The 17,385-nt window shown below is 70.3% G+C and carries 10 protein-coding genes; 5 read left to right on the top strand and 5 right to left on the bottom strand.

Annotated features, from left to right (window positions below):
* Positions 1-6: 6 nt before the first annotated feature.
* Positions 7-348: a hypothetical protein gene (locus tag WCE37_RS05570; RefSeq protein ID WP_343278481.1), complete on the bottom strand. Its 342-nt coding sequence runs from the start codon at positions 346-348 to the stop codon at positions 7-9.
* Positions 349-483: 135 nt separating this feature from the next.
* Entirely contained in the window at positions 484-1,659 is a 1,176-nt protein-coding gene (locus tag WCE37_RS05565) for an acetyl-CoA C-acyltransferase (RefSeq protein WP_343278480.1), read from the bottom strand.
* A 146-nt stretch (positions 1,660-1,805) separates the two neighbouring features.
* Between WCE37_RS05565 and WCE37_RS05560 the strand changes: the two genes are divergently transcribed.
* Complete coding sequence (locus WCE37_RS05560; RefSeq protein WP_343278479.1) at positions 1,806-4,634, top strand: S8 family serine peptidase; 2,829 nt, start codon at positions 1,806-1,808, stop codon at positions 4,632-4,634.
* A gap of 75 nt (positions 4,635-4,709) precedes the next feature.
* Here the strand turns inward: WCE37_RS05560 and WCE37_RS05555 are convergent, their stop codons facing one another.
* The 3 genes from WCE37_RS05555 to WCE37_RS05545 form a co-directional block, all read right to left on the bottom strand.
* On the bottom strand, positions 4,710-5,867 hold the full coding sequence (locus WCE37_RS05555; RefSeq protein ID WP_343278478.1) for an acyl-CoA dehydrogenase family protein: 1,158 nt from the start codon (positions 5,865-5,867) through the stop codon (positions 4,710-4,712).
* A gap of 105 nt (positions 5,868-5,972) precedes the next feature.
* A complete protein-coding gene (locus tag WCE37_RS05550) occupies positions 5,973-7,076 on the bottom strand; it encodes a Glu/Leu/Phe/Val dehydrogenase dimerization domain-containing protein (RefSeq protein WP_343254104.1) in 1,104 nt (367 codons plus the stop codon).
* Positions 7,077-7,322: 246 nt separating this feature from the next.
* On the bottom strand, positions 7,323-8,933 hold the full coding sequence (locus WCE37_RS05545; protein ID WP_343275933.1) for a phospholipase D family protein: 1,611 nt from the start codon (positions 8,931-8,933) through the stop codon (positions 7,323-7,325).
* 210 nt (positions 8,934-9,143) lie between these two features.
* Here WCE37_RS05545 and WCE37_RS05540 point away from each other — a divergent pair, with 210 nt between their 5' ends.
* The 4 genes from WCE37_RS05540 (at position 9,144) to WCE37_RS05525 (ending at position 17,373) form a co-directional block, all read left to right on the top strand.
* Complete coding sequence (locus WCE37_RS05540) at positions 9,144-11,237, top strand: C1 family peptidase (RefSeq protein ID WP_343278477.1); 2,094 nt, start codon at positions 9,144-9,146, stop codon at positions 11,235-11,237.
* Positions 11,238-11,349: 112 nt separating this feature from the next.
* Positions 11,350-11,928 carry a biliverdin-producing heme oxygenase gene (locus tag WCE37_RS05535; RefSeq protein WP_343275931.1) on the top strand — a complete coding sequence of 193 codons (579 nt, stop codon included), beginning with the start codon at positions 11,350-11,352 and terminating at the stop codon, positions 11,926-11,928.
* Positions 11,925-13,616 carry a GAF domain-containing protein gene (locus WCE37_RS05530; RefSeq protein ID WP_343278476.1) on the top strand — a complete coding sequence of 564 codons (1,692 nt, stop codon included), beginning with the start codon at positions 11,925-11,927 and terminating at the stop codon, positions 13,614-13,616. Before WCE37_RS05535 ends, WCE37_RS05530 begins: the two co-directional genes overlap by 4 nt.
* A gap of 160 nt (positions 13,617-13,776) precedes the next feature.
* Positions 13,777-17,373 carry a methylmalonyl-CoA mutase family protein gene (locus WCE37_RS05525; RefSeq protein WP_343278475.1) on the top strand — a complete coding sequence of 1,199 codons (3,597 nt, stop codon included), beginning with the start codon at positions 13,777-13,779 and terminating at the stop codon, positions 17,371-17,373.
* The last annotated feature ends 12 nt before the right edge of the window (positions 17,374-17,385 follow it).

The raw sequence follows: 17,385 nt of genomic DNA, 5'->3' as shown, positions 1-17,385 counted from the left end.
CCGCTGTTACTGGCCGTCCGTGACCTCGTCGGCAGCTTCTTCGGTGGCTTCGGCAGCTTCGTCGGCGGCGTCGGCGGCGGCGCCGGCAACGTCGGCAGCGGCGTCGGCAGCCTCGCCGTCGACCGCAACAGCGGCGTCGGCAGCGGCGTCAGCAGCGGCGTCGGCAGCAGCGGCGGCGCTTTCGGCAGCGGCGTCGGCGGCGGAGGTACCGGCCAGCGCGGCGTCGGCGGCAGCCTGGTCAGCGGCCTCGGCGGCGTCGGCGGCGGCGTTGGCAGCCTGGTCAGTGTTCGAGCAGGCGGCCAGACCCAGGCCCAGCGTCAGCGCGATCAGCAGCTTGTTGATGCTCATTGATACATTCCTCGTCGTGAAATTGGTGAACGCACACAGGTGCGCCGGATAGCATGATGACAAGCCTCGAACGACTGTCAAGCGATAGTTTGAATCCGGACTTGTAAAGACCGCGTCAGCAGCCGCCGCCGGGGTTCAGGCCAGCTCGACCGCGATCGCCGTGGCCTCGCCGCCGCCGATGCACAGCGAGGCCACGCCGCGCTTGCCGCCGCGCGCCTTCAGGGCGTGCAGCAGGGTCACCACCAGGCGGGCGCCGCTGGCGCCGATCGGATGGCCCAGCGCGACCGCGCCGCCGTTGACGTTCAAGCGCTCGTGGGGGATGCCCAGCTCCTGCATCGGCGCCATGGCCACGACGGAAAAGGCTTCGTTGATCTCGAACAGGTCCACGTCCTCGATCTTCCAGCCGGCCTTGTCCAGCACGTTGGTGATCGCCTGGATGGGCGCGGTGGTGAACCACTCCGGGGCCTGGGCATGGGTGGCGTGGGCGACGATGCGCGCCAGCGGCTGCAGGCCGCGGCTCGCGGCTTCTTCGGCCGACATCAGCACGGCGGCGGCGGCGCCGTCGGAGATCTTCGACGACGAGGCCGCGGTCAGCACGCCCTCCTTGCCGAAGGCCGCGCGCAGGCCCGGGATCTTCTCCAGGTTGACCTTGCCGGGCTCCTCGTCGGTATCGGCCACCACCTCGCCCTTGCGGGTCTTGACCGTCACCGGGGCGATCTCGTCCTTGAACGTGCCGTCGGCGATCGCCTTCTGCGCGCGGCGCGCGCTCTCGGCCGAAAACGCGTCGACGGCCTCGCGCGTGAAGCCGAGCCTGGCGCAGGTGGCATCGCCGAACACGCCCATGGCCTGGCCGTCGTCGGGGTTGGTCAGGCCGTCATGGGCCATGTGGTCGAGGAACTGCGCGGTGCCGTAGCGGATGCCGGTGCGCGAGCCGTTGAGCAGGTGCGGCGCGTTGGTCATCGACTCCATGCCGCCGGCCACGACCACCCTGGCCGAGCCGGCCTTGATGATGTCGTGCGCCAGCATGATCGCCTTCATGCCCGAGCCGCAGACCTTGTTGATGGTGGTGGCGCCGGCGGCGTCCGGAATCCCGGAGGCGCGCGACGCCTGGCGCGCGGGCGCCTGGCCGAGGCCTGCCGGCAGCACGCAGCCCATGATCACTTCCTCGACCTGGTCGGCGGCCACGCCACCGTGCGCGAGCGCGCCTTCGATCGCAGCGGCGCCGAGGGTGGGCGTGGGGACACCGGTGAACTGGCCAAGCATGGAACCGATGGCGGTGCGCTTGGCACCCACGATGACGACGTCGGTCATGGGAAGACTCCAGAGTGGATGTGTGCGGCCATTATCGCACTGCAGCATGCCACCGCCATCCGCCGTTGGTCCGGTCCGCCCCGGCTTGGCCCGGCGCCTGTTTTCGCGTAATCAGTGGCCTGGGAAACAGCGTCGGGGAGACGGCAATGACGTGGAACGCGAAGTCCGGTGTGACCGGGGTGCTTGCCGCTGCAGTACTGGCGGCCTGTGGTGGCGGGGGCGGCGGGGGCGGCGGGGGCGCTACAAGGCCTGATCCGCCACCCATGGCGCCACCGCCGCCACCGCCCTCGCCGCCGGTGGTGGAGCCGCCGGATCCCGCCTACAGCGGGCACCTGCTGGACACCTCCGCCGGCAGCGCGCACGCCCAGGGCCTCAGCGGCGCCGGGATCCGCATCGGCATCATCGACAGCGGCGTCAACCGCAACCACCCCGCCTTCGGCAACCGCGTGGTGTCGAACCTCACCTACATCAGCGGCAGCCGCAACAACCTGGCGGTGGACGATGTGGTCGGCCATGGCACGGCGGTGGCGCAGGCGGCGGCGGGCCAGCCCTTCGGCAGGTGGCCCGGTGGCATCGCCCCGGGCGCTGAAATCGTGTCGGCGCGGATCATCGGCGATGAACCGCCGGAAGACGATGGCTCGGGTGAAGGCAACGAGGTCGATGGCCCGCTGGGGCTGGCAGGCATCCACCAGGACCTGATCAACCGCGACGTCCGGATCATGAACAACTCCTGGGGCGGCCTGTACTGGACCAACCCCGACGCCACCTCCGGCATCGCTTCGGAGTACCGCCCCTTCATCGTCGGGCATGACGGGCTGGTGGTCTTCGCCAACGGCAACTCCGGCTTTGCCGATCCGTCGGACATGGCGGCGCTGCCAAGCCAGGCGGGGGCGGGCGGAAGCATGCCTGCGGCCGACCTGGCCCGGGGCTGGATCACCGTCGGTGCGCTTGATGCCGACGACCCGGCGAAACTTGCCGGATATTCCAATGCCTGCGGCATCGCGATGGACTACTGCATGGTCGCGCCGGGCAGCGTGGTGGTCACCGGGACCGACGATGCGCCCGACAATCCGGAGTATTGGCGATGGTCGGGCACGTCGCTGGCCGCGCCCCTGGTCTCGGGTGCGGCGGCGCTGGTCTGGGAAGCGTTCCCGTATTTCGACAACGATGCCGTGCGCCAGACCCTGCTGGGCACCGCGACCGACCTGGGTGCGTCCGGCGTGGACGAGGTCTTCGGCCACGGCGCGCTGGACGTGGCGCAGGCGGTCCGCGGGCCCGCGCGCCTGGACTGGGGTGAGATCGTGGCGGACTTCGACGGTGGCACATCGACCTGGCGCAACGACCTGAGGGGCGATGGCACCGTGGTCAAGCGCGGCGACGGCACCCTGGTCCTCGCCGGCAGCGCAGACAATCATGGCGGCCTGCGCATCGAAGAGGGCCGGGTGGACGCCGACACCGTTTCTTCGAACGTGCGCGTGGATGCGGATGGCTACTTCGCCGTCACCGGCCTGGTCGGGGGCAGCCTGGACAATGCCGGCACGCTGCACGTGCGCGGCCTGTACAGCGGAAGCGAGGCCGATTACGTCGCGGTGGGCGGCAATTACCTGCATCGCGACGGCGCGACGTTCGCGATCGACCTGGGCCAGTACCTCAACGTCGGTGGCCGTGCCGACATCGAGGGTGGCGACGTGCATGTCGCGGGCGTGAAGGCGGGTTACACCACCACCGACCGCGAGCTGCTGCTGTTCGCGCTGGACGGGGTCAATGGCGAGTTCGACGGCCTGACCTGGGCCGACGGCGTGTTCCTGGAAGGCAGCCTGGACTACGAGCTGCAGGAAGTCTGGCTCGACATCACGCGGCTGGACGTCGCCAGCACCGCGGCGGGCTTCAGCCGGATCACGCCGGCGGCGCTGGCCTCGGCCAGGCGCGTGGAGCAGGCCTTCCGGGTCATCGACCAGGGGCACGGCGGCGGCGATGGCGCGGTCGCCGAAGGCTTCATCCGCGTGGCGGGACAGCTGCAGCGCATCGATACCCAGGCGGGTGCGACCGGTGCGCTGTCGAGCCTGTCCGGCGAGCTGCACGCGGCCTCGGTGGCAATGACGCTGGATACGATCGACATGGGCCGGCGCGCACTGTCGGCGCGCTTCGATGGCCTCGACGGTGGCGTCCACGGCGCCGGTGCGTGGACGCGCGCGCTGGGCGATGGCGGCGAAGGCGGCTTTGCCGGAAACGGCTTCGCGCTGGACGGCTGGGTGATCGGCCGCGACGGCGCGCTGGGCAATGGCGGCGTCGCCGGCTTCTCCTTTGGCGAGACGCGCGCCCATGGCCGCGTCCCCGGCCTCGGCGACCGCTCGCATGACCGCCAGGCCTCGGGCACGGCCTACGCCGGCCGGGTGCTGGGCGATGCCTGGCTGATCGGCCAGGCCGGCAGCGGCCGTTTCCAGCGCGATATCGAGCGCCGGCTGTTCGCTGGCGACCGCACCTCCGGGGTCTCCAGCCGATATTCGGGGAACTACACCATGGCCAGCGTGGAGGCCGGCTACCGCGTCCACGCCGGGGGCTTCGCGCTGTCACCCTACCTGGGTGCCGAGCACGTGCGCCTCCGCAGCGACGGCTTCAACGAGGGTGGCGCCGAAGGCTTCGGCCTGCGGACCGAAGCCTGGGATGCCGAGCGCAGCCAGGCCATCGCCGGCCTGCGCCTGAAGCGCGAGTGGAACGGCCTGGCGCTGCAGGGCTACGGCGAATGGCAGCAGACCCTGGCGGCGAGCGGATTCGACGTGCAAGCAAGCTTCGTCGGCGTCGACGCGTGGGCTCCGCTGGCCGGGCACTCGCCGGCGCGCTCGGGCGGCATGGCAGGGCTGAGCGTGCAGACGTGGCTGGGGCGCAGCGCGGCGCTGGGCTTCGGCTACGACCAGCGCTTCGGACCGCGCGGCCAGGACCGCATGCTGTCGCTGCGCTACAACCAGGCCTTCTGAGGCGCCCCGCGGCGGATGCCCTCAGCAGAAGTGGAGCCGAAGCCCTGTGGGAGGGGAGGGTTGCAGCTTCCCCGCTCAGCTGCGGCCTTCGAAGAGCTCGCGGCCGATCAGCATGCGGCGGATCTCGTTGGTGCCGGCGCCGATCGCGTACAGCTTGGCGTCGCGCAGGATCCGCCCGGTCGGGTACTCGTTGATGTAGCCGTTGCCACCCAGCGCCTGGATGCCTTCCAGCGCCACCTGCACCGCGGCCTCGGACGCGTGCAGCAGGCAGCTCGCCGGGTCGATGCGCGAGCGATGGCCGGCGTCGTAGTCGCGCGCCACCTGGTAGGCGTAGGCGCGCGATGACTGCAGCGCGGTGTACATGTCGGCGATCTTGGCCTGCATGATGCCGAAGGTGCCGATGGCGGCGTCGAACTGGCGGCGCTCGCGGACGTAAGGCAGGGCGGCATCCAGCGCGGCCTGCATCAGGCCGATCGGCCCGCCGCTCAGCACCAGGCGCTCGGTGTCCAGGCCGCCCATCAGCACCTTCACGCCCTGGTTGACCTCGCCCAGCACGTTTTCGGCCGGGATTTCGCAGTTCTCGAACACCAGCTCGCAGGTGTTGCTGCCGCGCATCCCGAGCTTGTCCAGCTTCTGCGCGGTGCTGAAGCCCTTCATGCCACGCTCGACGATGAACGCGGTCATCGAGCGGCTGCCTGCCTCCTTGCCGGCAGTACGCATGTAGACGATCAGCACGTCGGCCTCGGGGCCGTTGGTGATCCACATCTTGTTGCCGTTGGCGACCCACGTGTCGCCTCGTAGCTCGGCGCGGCAGGCCATCGAACCGACCACGTCGGAGCCCGCGCCCGGCTCGCTCATCGCCAGCGCGCCCTTCCATTCGCCGCTGCACAGCTTCGGCAGGTACTTCGCGCGCTGCGCGGCGCTGCCGTTGTGGTGCAGGTTGTTGACGCAGAGGTTGGAGTGCGCGCCGTAGCTCAGGCCGATCGAACCCGAGGCGCGCGAAATCTCTTCCATCGCCACCAGGTGGGCCAGATAGCCCATTTCGCTGCCGCCGTATTCGCCGGGCACGGTCAGGCCGAGCAGGCCCATCTCGCCCAGCTTCGGCCACAGTTCCTGCGGGAAGGCGTTGTCGCGGTCCACGGCTTCGGCGATCGGGGCGATCTCGGCCGCGGCGAAGCGGCGGACGGCCTCGCGCAGTGCGTCGAGCTCTTCGCCCAGGGGGAAGGTGCGCATGTCGGTGACTCCATACAGTGCGACCGGCGCATCCTGCGCGCGGCCCGGTGTGCTGAAACAACGACGGGGCGCCAGGCCCCGTCGTCTTGTCGAAATCGCGGCTGCTTACGCGCCGCCGCGGATGCGGCCGTGGAAGCGCGGCGTGGTGCGGCCCATCGGCAGCTTGAGCTTGCCCATGACCTCGATGCGCTCTTCGGCCATGCGGTCGGCGGCCTTGTAGGTCGGGATGCCGTCGCGCTTGGCGATCTCGAAGATGCGCGACACGTTGTGGTAGATCGAACGCATCTGGCGCATGGCGCGCTCGCGGTTGTAGCCGGTCATCTCCAGCGCCACGTTCATCACGCCGCCGGCGTTGACCGCGTAGTCCGGCGCATACAGGATGCCGCGTTTCTCGACTTCGTCGCCGATCGCGTTGTTGGCCAGCTGGTTGTTGGCCGAGCCGCAGATGATCTTCGCCTTCAGGCGCGGCAGGGTCTCTTCGTTGACGGTGCCGCCCAGGGCGCAGGGCGAGTACACGTCGGCGTCGACGTCGTAGATCTCGTCCAGGCCCACGGCCTCGCAGCCGTATTCGTTCACGGCCTTGTCGACCAGCGCCTGGTTGATGTCGGTGACGAAGATCTTCGCGCCGCGCTCCTTGAGCAGCTTCACGTACTCCATGCCGACGTGGCCGAGGCCCTGCACGGCGTGGCTGTACTTGCCGACTTCCTCATCACCGAACTTCGCGTTCAGCGCGGCCATCAGGCCCTGCAGCGTGCCGTAGGCGGTGAACGGCGAGGGGTCGCCCGAACCGCCGTGCACCTGGTGCACGCCGGTCACGAACTCGGTCTCGCGGTACACGTATTCCATGTCGTTGACGTCGATGCCGACGTCCTCGGCGGTGATGTAGCGACCGCCCAGCGACTGCACGGCCTGGCCGAAGGCGCGGAACAGCGCTTCGGACTTGTCGGTGGCCGGGTTGCCGATGATGACGGCCTTGCCGCCGCCGATGTCGAGGCCGGCGACCGCGTTCTTGTAGGTCATGCCACGCGACAGGCGCAGCACGTCGTTGAGCGCCTCGGCCTCGCTCTTGTAGGGCCACATGCGGGTGCCGCCCAGCGCCGGCCCCAGCACGGTGTTGTGGATGGCGATGATGGCCTTCAGGCCCGCGTCCTTGTTGTGGCAGAACACGACCTGCTCGTGGCCGTAGGTATCGAGGTGCTCGAAGATCATTCCGGACTCCGCAGCCGGCGCGCGCTGCCGCGCTGGACGCGGGCGACTGCCGGTGGTTATGGGTAAATGGCTGGTTTTCCAGTCGCCGGGCCGCAGGACACGCAGGCAGGGGCGACAGGCGCGGCATTCTACGCTGCCGCCAGCCCGTTTGCCCGCGATCGGGCGCCGGACTCGATGGCGCAGCGCAGCATCGCGGGCCCGCCTGTGGCAGCAGCTAGAGCTGCTCCCACGGTCGATCTCCCGTCGCTACAGCTGCGATTCGAGGGGGAGGTGGCGGAACACGAGGGCCTGCAGGCGGCGCCAGCGGCTGGCTTCGGGTTCGCGGTGCAGCAGGCGTGGCTCCGGACCTGCGGCGTCCAGCCAGGCCAGGTCGCCGTCGGCGTCCAGGCCCACCTTCCAACTGATGCCGGATCCTGCCAGGTGCAGGTATTCGGCGCGGAGGTCCGCGGCGAGGCCGGGATCATCGAAGAACACGCCCATTTCCGTATTCAGGTACGCCGAGCGCGGGTCGAGGTTGTAGGAGCCGATGAAGCCGTGGGTGTCATCCACCAGGAAGGCCTTGGTGTGCAGGCTGGCGCCGCTGCTGCCGACCCGGCCGGCGCGCGGGCGTCCGCTGTCGTCATCGCTCCCGCCGTTGCCGTCGCCATTGGCGTCACCGGTCGCGGCCTCGGGGCGCAGCTCGTACAGGTGCACGCCGCCGGCCAGCAGGCGCTTGCGGTACTTCGCATAGCCGCCGTGCACGGCCACGACGTCGTTGGCGGCCAGCGAGTTGGTGACCACGCCCACGTGCACGCCGTTCGCGGCCAGGCCGGTGAGCACGTCGGATGTGTCCTCCCCCGGCACGAAGTAGGGTGACACCAGCAGCGCCGCCCGTTTCGCGGCGCGCAGGCTGGCATCGACCTGCCCGACCAGCCAGTCCGAGCTGTCGTCGCCGCGGCCCTTCACCGGCGGGTCGGAGACGATATGGATGCGGTCGCTCCAGTGCGGCGTGAGCGCCTGGTCCACGTAGGCGCGGACGCTGGGCGACGAGTCGACGCGCCGCAGGTAGCGCTGCGCGTCCGCGGTGTCGGCCTCGGTACCGATCAGGCCGACGATGTCGCGGATGTCCTGCATGCTCAGCCCGCCCAGGTCGGACAGCGGAACCACCGCCTCGCTGTTCCAGAACCTGTCGAAGATCACGCTCGCCTGCGCCACCTCGGGCCCGAACAGCAGCAGGTCGAGGTCGTGGAAGTTGCTGGTTTCCGAAGCGCTGAAGTACTCCAGGCCGATGTTGCGCCCGCCCACGATCGCGACCCGGCCGTCGGCGATCCAGGCCTTGTTGTGCATGCGGTGGTTGAGGCTGAAGCCGCGCTGCAGCATCTCCAGCAGCCGCGCGATGCCGCTGCGATTCCGGAAGGGGTTGTACAGGCGCACCTCGATGTTGGGGTGGCCGTCGAACACCATCAGTGGCGTGTCCTTGCCGCCGGCGTTGATGTCGTCGAGCAGCAGGCGCACGCGCACGCCACGCTCCGCCGCTTGCCACGCCTCGCGCGCCAACAGGCGGCCGGTGAGGTCGTCGTGCCAGATGTAGTACTGCAGGTCGAGGCTGCGTCCGGCCTGCCGCGCCGACATCGCGCGCGCGGCAAAGGCATCGATGCCGTCGACCAGCGTGAGCGCCCCGGTCTTGCCCGGATTGCCCGCGAGCAATGGTTCGAGCTCGCGGTCCAGCGGCGTGTGATCCGCCGCCACCGGCAGCGCCCGGGACGGCGTGCCGCTGTTGGGCGGCGTCAGGTGGTCGGCCAGCAGCAGGCCGCTGCCGACCAGCGCCAGCAGCGAGAACGCCCCCCAGAGCGCAATGCGCCGTGCCCGTGTGATCACCGCCACCCCCATCCGCGAATTGCAGCACTTTAGTGCTTTTGTGGGAGCAGCTATAGCTGCGACCGATCCCGCCGATGCCACAGGGCTTGCGGCGGCCCCGGGCCGCAGCTATAGCTGCTCCTGCAGGGGGCTGGTTGGCTGAGGTAGACGAGGGAGATACCCGACATGGCCGCTTCCACACCCGCTGTACCGCCCACTGCAGCTTCCGCCATGCGACCGGCCGTACCGCCCGCGATCAACGGCTTCAACACCGGCAGGCAGCGGCTGTTCGATGCCCGCCCGGACACCGCCGATTTCCGCGACCGCATGTTCGAGCCCACCCTGGTCGACGTGCCCACGCTGGCGCCGCTGGAACGTTTCATGGAGCAGGGCGTGCCCGTGCTCGACCAGGGCGATGACGGCGCCTGCACTGCCTTCGGCCTGGCCACCGTCGCCCACGCGCTGCTGCGCCGCCGGCGCCCGGAAACCGACCCCGGCATTGTCAGCACGCGCATGTTCTACGACATGGCCCGGCGCTACGACGAGTGGGAAGGCGAGGGCTATTCCGGATCCAGCTGCCGCGGCGCGATGAAGGCCTGGCACCGCCACGGCGTCTGCGCCGAGGAGCTCTGGCCGTGGACGCCCGGCCTGCACGTCGAGTCCTATACCGACGAACGCGCGCGCGACGCGCTGCGCAATCCGCTCGGCGCCTATGCGCGCGTCAACCACCGCGACCTGGTCGCGATGCACGCCGCCTTCGCCGAAACCGGCGTGCTCTACGCCTCCGCCGCCGTGCACGAAGGCTGGCACGCACCGCCGGCCAGCGGCCGCATCGCCTGGGCGCGGCAGCCGGTGGTGGGTTGGCACGCCTTCGCCATCGTCGGCTACGACCGCAACGGTTTCTGGATCCAGAACTCCTGGGGCACGCGCTGGGGCCGCGCGGGCTACGGCCACGTCAGCTACGACGAATGGCTGGAGCGCGGCAGCGACGTCTGGGTCGCGCGCCTTGCGGTGCCGGTGGAGTTCGACCGCGCCAGCTCGGCCGCGGTCAGCAACTCGCCGCTGGGCCGGCAGTCGGTGGGCTATTCACAGGCCGACCTGCGTCCGCATGTGATCAGCCTCGGCAACAACGGCGCATTGCGCTGCGACGGCCGCTTCGCCTGCACCCAGGACGACGTGCGCAACATCGTGCGCCGCGACATGCGCGCGGCCACCGCCGGCTGGAAGAAGAAGCGCGTGCTGCTTTACGCCCACGGCGGCCTGGTGCCGGAAGAAGCCGCCATCCAGCGCGTGGCCGACTACCGCGAAGCCATGCTGCGCGAGGAGATCTACCCGCTGTGCTTCGTCTGGAAGACCGACCTCTGGACCACGCTGGGCAACATCCTGAAAGACGCCGCCCGGCCGCGCAGCGAGGGGCTGGTGGAGAAGGCCAGGGACCTGCTGCTCGACCGCCTCGACGACACCATCGAACCGCTGGCGCGCGCCATCGGCGGCAAGGCGATGTGGGACGAGATGAAGGAGAACGCGCTGCTGGCCACCACCGCCGTGCGCGCGCAGCCCGGCGGCGGCACCATCGAACACGGCGGCGCGGCGCAGGTCGCGCGCCTGCTCGACGAATGGCGGCGCGAGGATCCTTCGGTCGAGATCCACGTCGCCGCGCACAGCGCGGGCAGCATCCTGATGGCGCCGCTGGTGCAGCTGTTCACGCGCCCCGGCCAGGTCATCGGCGGCCCGGCGCACGGCATGCTCGGCATGGGCGGGCGCCTGGCCAGCGTCACCCTGTGGGCGCCGGCGGTCGACATGGACACCTTCATCCAGGCCTATGTCCCGGCGTTGAGTTCGCGCCAGGTGGCGCGCGGCGCGCTGTTCACCCTCACCGACAGCGCCGAGCAGGACGACCACTGCCTGCGCATCTACAACAAGTCGCTGCTGTACCTGGTGGCGCGCGCGTTCGAAAAGCAGCCGCGCAGCTGGATCGACAACCGCCTGCGCCAGGGCACGCCGATCGCGGGCATGGCGCGCTTCATCGAAGCGGCGACGCCCGGCGACCAGGCCTGGGGACACGAGCGCGTGCGCGAGTTGATCACGCGCGGCCGGCTGGCGTGGGTGCAGGCGCCCAACGACCGGCCGCTGGGCACGCCCGACTCATCGCGCGCCACCACCCATGGCGGCTTCGACGACGACCCCGCCACGGTGCAGGCGCTGATCGCCTTCATCCTCGGCCGTGGCGCCGGCGATGCCGACGTCGACGTGCAGCCGACACAGGGCGCGCTCGACACGCGCCGCCGTCGCGTCAACACCGCACTGGCCGACCTCGCACCCTGAAGCGCTCGGCGGCGAAGCCTGAACGGGGCGCCGTCGCGATTCACCGCGGCGCGCATCGGCTGTGCTTAGATTCCGGCCACCGGCGTGGAACCCGCGCCCTTCAGGCTCCTGTATGGCACCACGCACCGACTCCCCCCGCGCGGCCACCCTGGCCGCGCTTCGCAACGCAACGCGCCCGGCGCACCTCGCCATCGACGGTGCCTTCGACGGCGGCCTGCGCAGCCTCGACGACTACCGTCGCTACCTCCGTTCGCTGCTGCCGCTCGCGCACTGGCTCGACGTCGCGTGGCGCGACGACTGGCCGCCGCACCTGGCCTGCTGGCGCGACCCCGGCCGCGCCGCCTGCATCGCCGCCGATCTCCGCGCGCTCGGCGCGCCCGACGCCATCGACACCCCCACCGCCCATGCCAGCCCCGAGGAATGGCTCGGCGGCTGCTACGTGATGGAAGGCTCCGCGCTCGGCGCCCGCCTGCTGGCGCGCGATGTCGCCGCGCTGCCGCGCACGCCCGCCGAGGGCCCGCTGCCGCGCGGCTTCCTCGATCGCCACCTCGGCGACCCCGGCCGCTGGCCGCGCTTCCGCGCCGCCGTCGGCACCCTGTCGCCCGACGGCCTGCCCGGTGCCCTGCGCGGTGCCGCGCACGGCTTCGCCCTCGTCGCCGCCGCACTTGCCCGCGAAGGACGCCCCGCATGACGCTCCCCCCCGAATTCCAGCGCGCCCTCGACGCCTGCGGCGCCGAGCCCATCCACATCATTGGCGGCGTCCAGCCCCCCGGCGTGCTGCTGGTGTTCCATGCCCACACGCGCCAGCTGGTGGCGGCCTCGGCCAATGCCGCGGCGCTGTTCGAGGCGCCCGGCATCGACGCGCTGCTCGGCCAGCCGGTGGACGAACTGCTCGACGGCACCACCCGCCAAGCCGTGGAAGCGGTGCTGGTGCCGCGCGAGGCCGGCGCCTCGCGCTTCGTGGGCATGACCAACGTCGGCCCGATGGGTGCGCTGCACGAAGTGTCCGCGCACGGGTCCGGCGAGCTGGTGCACGTGGAGCTCGAGCCTGCGCTGGCGCCGCTGATGGACAGCGGCGACGGCCATGCCGCCATCGCCCGGATCGACGCCGCGGCGGCCGGCGGCGACGTGCTCAAGGCGGTGGCACGGCAGGTGCAGGCGGTGTCCGGCCATGCGCGGGTGATGGTGTACCGGTTCCTGCCCGACGGCACCGGCGAGGTGGTGGCTGAATCCCTGGCAGGCCCGCTCGCGTCCTACCTCGGCCTGCGCTATCCCGCGTCGGACATCCCGCCGCAGGCGCGCGCGCTGTACGTGCACAACCGCGTGCGGGTGATCGCCGAGGTGCAGCACGCGCCCGTGCCCGTGCACCAGCACCCCTCGCTCGAGGTGCCGCTGGACATGAGCTTCGACGTGCTGCGCGCGGTGTCGCCGGTGCACCTGGAGTACCTGCGCAACATGAGCGTTGCGGCCTCGATGTCGGTTTCGCTGGTGGTGGACGGGCGGCTGTGGGGCCTGGTGGCCTGCCACCACCACGAGCCGCGCCCGGTGAGCGCACGCGCCCGTCGCGCCCTGGACATGCTTGGTCGCCACGTCTCGATGATCCTCGACGCGCGCGAACTGCGCGCCCGCGTGCGCCGCGAGGACGCCATTCGCGAGCGCCGCGACGCGCTCGAGCACCTGCTGCACGGCGTCGCCGACCCCGTCGCCGCGCTGCCAGCGCAGCTGGACGCCGTGCTGGCGGCGATGCCCGCAGATGGCGCAGCGCTGTACCTGGACGGCACGCTGCACACCTGCGGCAGCGTGCCCCAGGCCGAGGGCGTGGACGCCGCACTGAAGTGGGCCCGCGACCGCGGCCGCGCCGCGCCCGGCTGGACCCATGTCGGCCACGACTGGAGCGGCGCGCCCACGCCCGAGGCCGCCGGCCTGCTCGCACTGCCGCTGGGCGCCGCCCACAACGACTGGCTGCTGCTGTTCCGCCGCGAACAGCGCCAGACCGTGCGCTGGGCCGGCCGTCCGGACCAGCCCTTCCAGATCGACCCCGACGGCGGCCGCATCGGCCCGCGCACCAGCTTCGCCGCCTGGGAGGAGCAGGTGCTCGGCACCTCGGCGCCCTGGACCGCCCGCGACATCGAACTCGCCCAGCGCCTGCGGCTGGTGATCGACCGCCACCTGCCAGCCGCGCCCGCGGTGCACTCGCGCGGACGCGACGCCGACGACCGGCTCATGGGCGTCGAGGCCCGCGACCAGGCCGCGCGCCTGCGCCGCCTGGCCGACCTGCTCGCCGGCTCGCGCCCCGGGCGCGAGCGCCTGGCGCGCATGCGCCCGCTGCTGTCGCGGCTGGAAGAAGAGCTGGGCGCGCTGGCCGGCGCGGAGGACTAGCGCAGCGGCATCGCGTAGACGCGGTCGTGCCCGTCGTGGGCGATCGCCGCCAGCTCCGGGCCGGCGCCCATGGCCTGGGCCGGTTCGTCGGGGGCGCGGGGCAGGGCCGGGGGCCCGGACGCTACAATCGGGGCATCCGTTCCAAGCAGTCGAGTTCAGCATGAGCACCCCCGCCAGCCAGCTCCGCTCCGCCAGCGCCAGTGCCGACGCGCGGCCGCCGCTCCGCTTCGTCACCGCCGCCAGCCTGTTCGACGGCCACGACGCCGCCATCAACATCATGCGGCGGCTGATCCAGGCCCAGGGCGCGGAGGTCATCCACCTCGGCCACAACCGCTCGGTGGAAGACGTGGTGCGCGCCGCGCTGCAGGAAGACGCCGACGGCATCGCCCTGTCCAGCTACCAGGGCGGGCACGTCGAGTACATGAAGTACATGGTCGACATGCTGCGCGAGCGCGACGCCGGCCATATCCGCGTGGTCGGCGGCGGCGGCGGCACCATCACCCCGGAAGAGATCCGCGAGCTGCAGGACTACGGCGTCGAGCGCATCTACCACCCCAACGACGGCATGAAGCTGGGCCTGGTGGAGATGATCGAGGACGTGGTGAAGCGCGTCTCCGGCGCCCGCGACGCCCGCGCCGCCGAGGCGGCCGAGGTCGCCACCACGCGCCCGGCGCTGGAGGACGAGATCGCCATCGGCCGCGTGCTGTCGGCGCTGGAAGACGGTACGTATTCCGAGAGCGAGCTCGCCATGCTGCGCAAGCAGTGGGCGTCCGGCGCGGCCGGGCATGCCGGCCCGACGCCGGTAATCGGCATCACCGGTACCGGCGGCGCCGGCAAGAGCTCGGTGACCGACGAGCTGCTGAACCGCTTCCTGGCCAGCTTCCCGGAGATGCGCATCGCGGTGATCTCGGTCGACCCGACCCGCCGCCGCACCGGCGGCGCGCTGCTGGGCGACCGCATCCGCATGAACTCGCTGCGCTCGCACCGCGTGTACATGCGCTCCATGGCCACCCGCCGCCAGAACGTGGCGACCAATGCCGTGCTGAAGGACTGCATCGGGTTTTTGAAGGGCCTGGGCTACGACCTGGTGATCGTGGAGACCGCCGGCATCGGCCAGTCGGACTCGGAGATCGTGGACCTGGTCGACTTCCCGATGTACGTCATGACCAGCGACTACGGCGCCGCCAGCCAGCTCGAGAAGATCGACATGATCGACTACGCCGAGCTGATCGTGCTCAACAAGTACGACAAGCGCGGCGCCGAAGACGCCCTGCGTGACATCCGCAAGCAGTGGAAGCGCAACCGCGTCGCGTTCCAGACGGCCGACGAAGACGTGCCGGTGTATCCGACGATCGCCAGCCAGTTCAACGACCCCGGCGTGAGCTGGATGTTCGCCAACCTGTGCCGCCTGCTGCGCGAAAAAGTCCTTGGCGAAGCGACTGTGGGCGGGGCTATAGCCGCGAAGCCTGCAGGAGCAGGTGCGCGCTGCGACTTCAATCCCAGCGTCGACACCAGCCTGCGCGAACCCCGCGCCACCGTCCTCATCCCCGGCGCCCGGATCCGCTACCTGGCCGAGATCGCCGAGCAGGGCAGGGCGATCAACGCGAGCATTGAAAAGCAGGCCGAAGCCGCCGACCGCGCCCAGTCCTTCTGGCAGTCCCTGCACGAACTCGGCGACGACAAGCTCCCCAAGGCCCTGGACCTCTACAGCGGCGACGACCTGGTGGGTGAGGGGGACCGCACTCTCCTGACCCTGCGCCAGCGCTACAACGACGCCGTCCAGTCGCTGACCAGCGAAAACCTCCGCAACCTCCGCGACTGGCCCGCCCGCCTCAAGTCCATCACCGACGAGGTCACCGAATACCAGGTCCGCAACAAGTCCATCCGCGTCGAGAACTATCGCGAATCCCTCAGCCACCAGCCGATCCCGAAAATCGCCGCCCCCACCTACAAGAGCTGGGGCGAGCTGCTGGTGTTCCTGGGCAAGGAGAACCTGCCGGGCAGCTACCCCTACACCGGCGGCGTGTACCCCTACCGCCGCACCGGCGAGGACCCGATCCGCATGTTCGCCGGCGAAGGCACGCCCGAGCGCACCAACCGCCGCTTCCACTACCTCTCGGTCGGCCAGCCCGCCGCGCGCCTGTCCACCGCGTTTGACAGCGTCACCCTGTATGGCGAAGACCCCGCGCCGCGCCCGGACATCTACGGCAAGATCGGCAACTCCGGCGTCAACATCCCCACGCTGGACGACATGAAGAAGCTGTATTCCGGCTTCGACCTGTGCGCGCCCACCACCAGCGTCTCGATGACCATCAACGGCCCCGCGCCGATGATCCTGGCGATGTTCATGAACTGCGCCATCGACCAGCAGGTGGAGAAGCACCTGAAGGCCGACGACGCCCGCTGGGCGGAGGCACAGAAGAAGATCGACGCCTTCTTCGAAGGCCGCGAGCGCCCGAAGTACTACGGCGAGCTGCCGCCCACCAACGACGGCCTGGGCCTGGCCTTCCTCGGCATGACCGGCGACCAGCTGGTGGACGCCGACACCTACGCCCGCATCAAGGCCGAGACGCTGGCCACCGTGCGCGGCACCGTGCAGGCCGACATCCTGAAAGAGGACCAGGCGCAGAACACCTGCATCTTCAGCACCGAGTTTGCCCTGCGCATGATGGGCGACATCCAGCAGTACTTCGTGGACCAGAAGGTCCGCAACTTCTACTCGGTGTCGATCTCCGGCTACCACATCGCCGAAGCCGGGGCGAACCCGATCAGCCAGCTGGCTTTCACCCTCAGCAACGGCTTCACCATCGTCGAGTACTACCTGGCGCGCGGCATGAAGATCGACGACTTCGCGCCCAACCTGTCGTTCTTCTTCTCCAACGGCATGGACCCCGAGTACACCGTCATCGGTCGCGTGGCCCGCCGCATCTGGGCGCGCGCCATGCGCGAGCGCTACGGCGCCAACGACCGCAGCCAGATGATGAAGTACCACATCCAGACCAGCGGCCGGAGCCTGCACGCGCAGGAGATCCAGTTCAACGACATCCGCACCACCCTGCAGGCCCTGTACGCCCTGTTCGACAACGCCAACAGCCTGCACACCAACGCCTACGACGAAGCCATCACCACGCCCACCGAAGAAAGCGTGCGCCGCGCCGTGGCCATCCAGATGATCATCAACAAGGAGCTGGGGCTCAACTTCATCGAGAACCCCTGGCAGGGCAGCTTTGCCGTCGACTACCTGACCGACCTGGTGGAAGAGGCCGTGTACAAGGAGTTCGAAGCCATCAGCGAGCGCGGCGGCGTGCTGGGCGCCATGGACACCATGTACCAGCGCGGCAAGATCCAGGAAGAGAGCCTGTACTACGAACACAAGAAGCACGACGGCAGCCTGCCGCTGGTGGGCGTGAATACATTCCTGCCGAAGGAGCACGCGGGCGAAGTGACCACCGAGATCGAGCTGATCCGCTCAACGGAGGAAGAGAAGGGGCAGCAGATCGAGAACGTGCGACTGTGGCAGACGGCCCGCAACGTGCTTGCGCCGGTCGGGGAGACCGAGCATGCGCACGTGGTGGAGGACGATGCCGCGGCGGCGACGGAGCCGCATGACGGGCGCGGCCTGGGTTACCTGCAGAAGACGGCGCGGGAACGCAGGAATGTGTTCGAGGCGCTGATGGAGGCGGTGAAGACGCATAGCCTGGGGCAGATCAGCCATGCGCTTTATGACGTGGGTGGGGAGTATCGGCGGAATATGTGATTCGATGGAGGG

This window comes from Luteimonas sp. MJ250 (assembly GCF_039548455.1).
In the GTDB taxonomy this organism is placed as follows: domain Bacteria; phylum Pseudomonadota; class Gammaproteobacteria; order Xanthomonadales; family Xanthomonadaceae; genus Luteimonas.
This window is presented reverse-complemented; position numbering and strand designations above follow the sequence as displayed.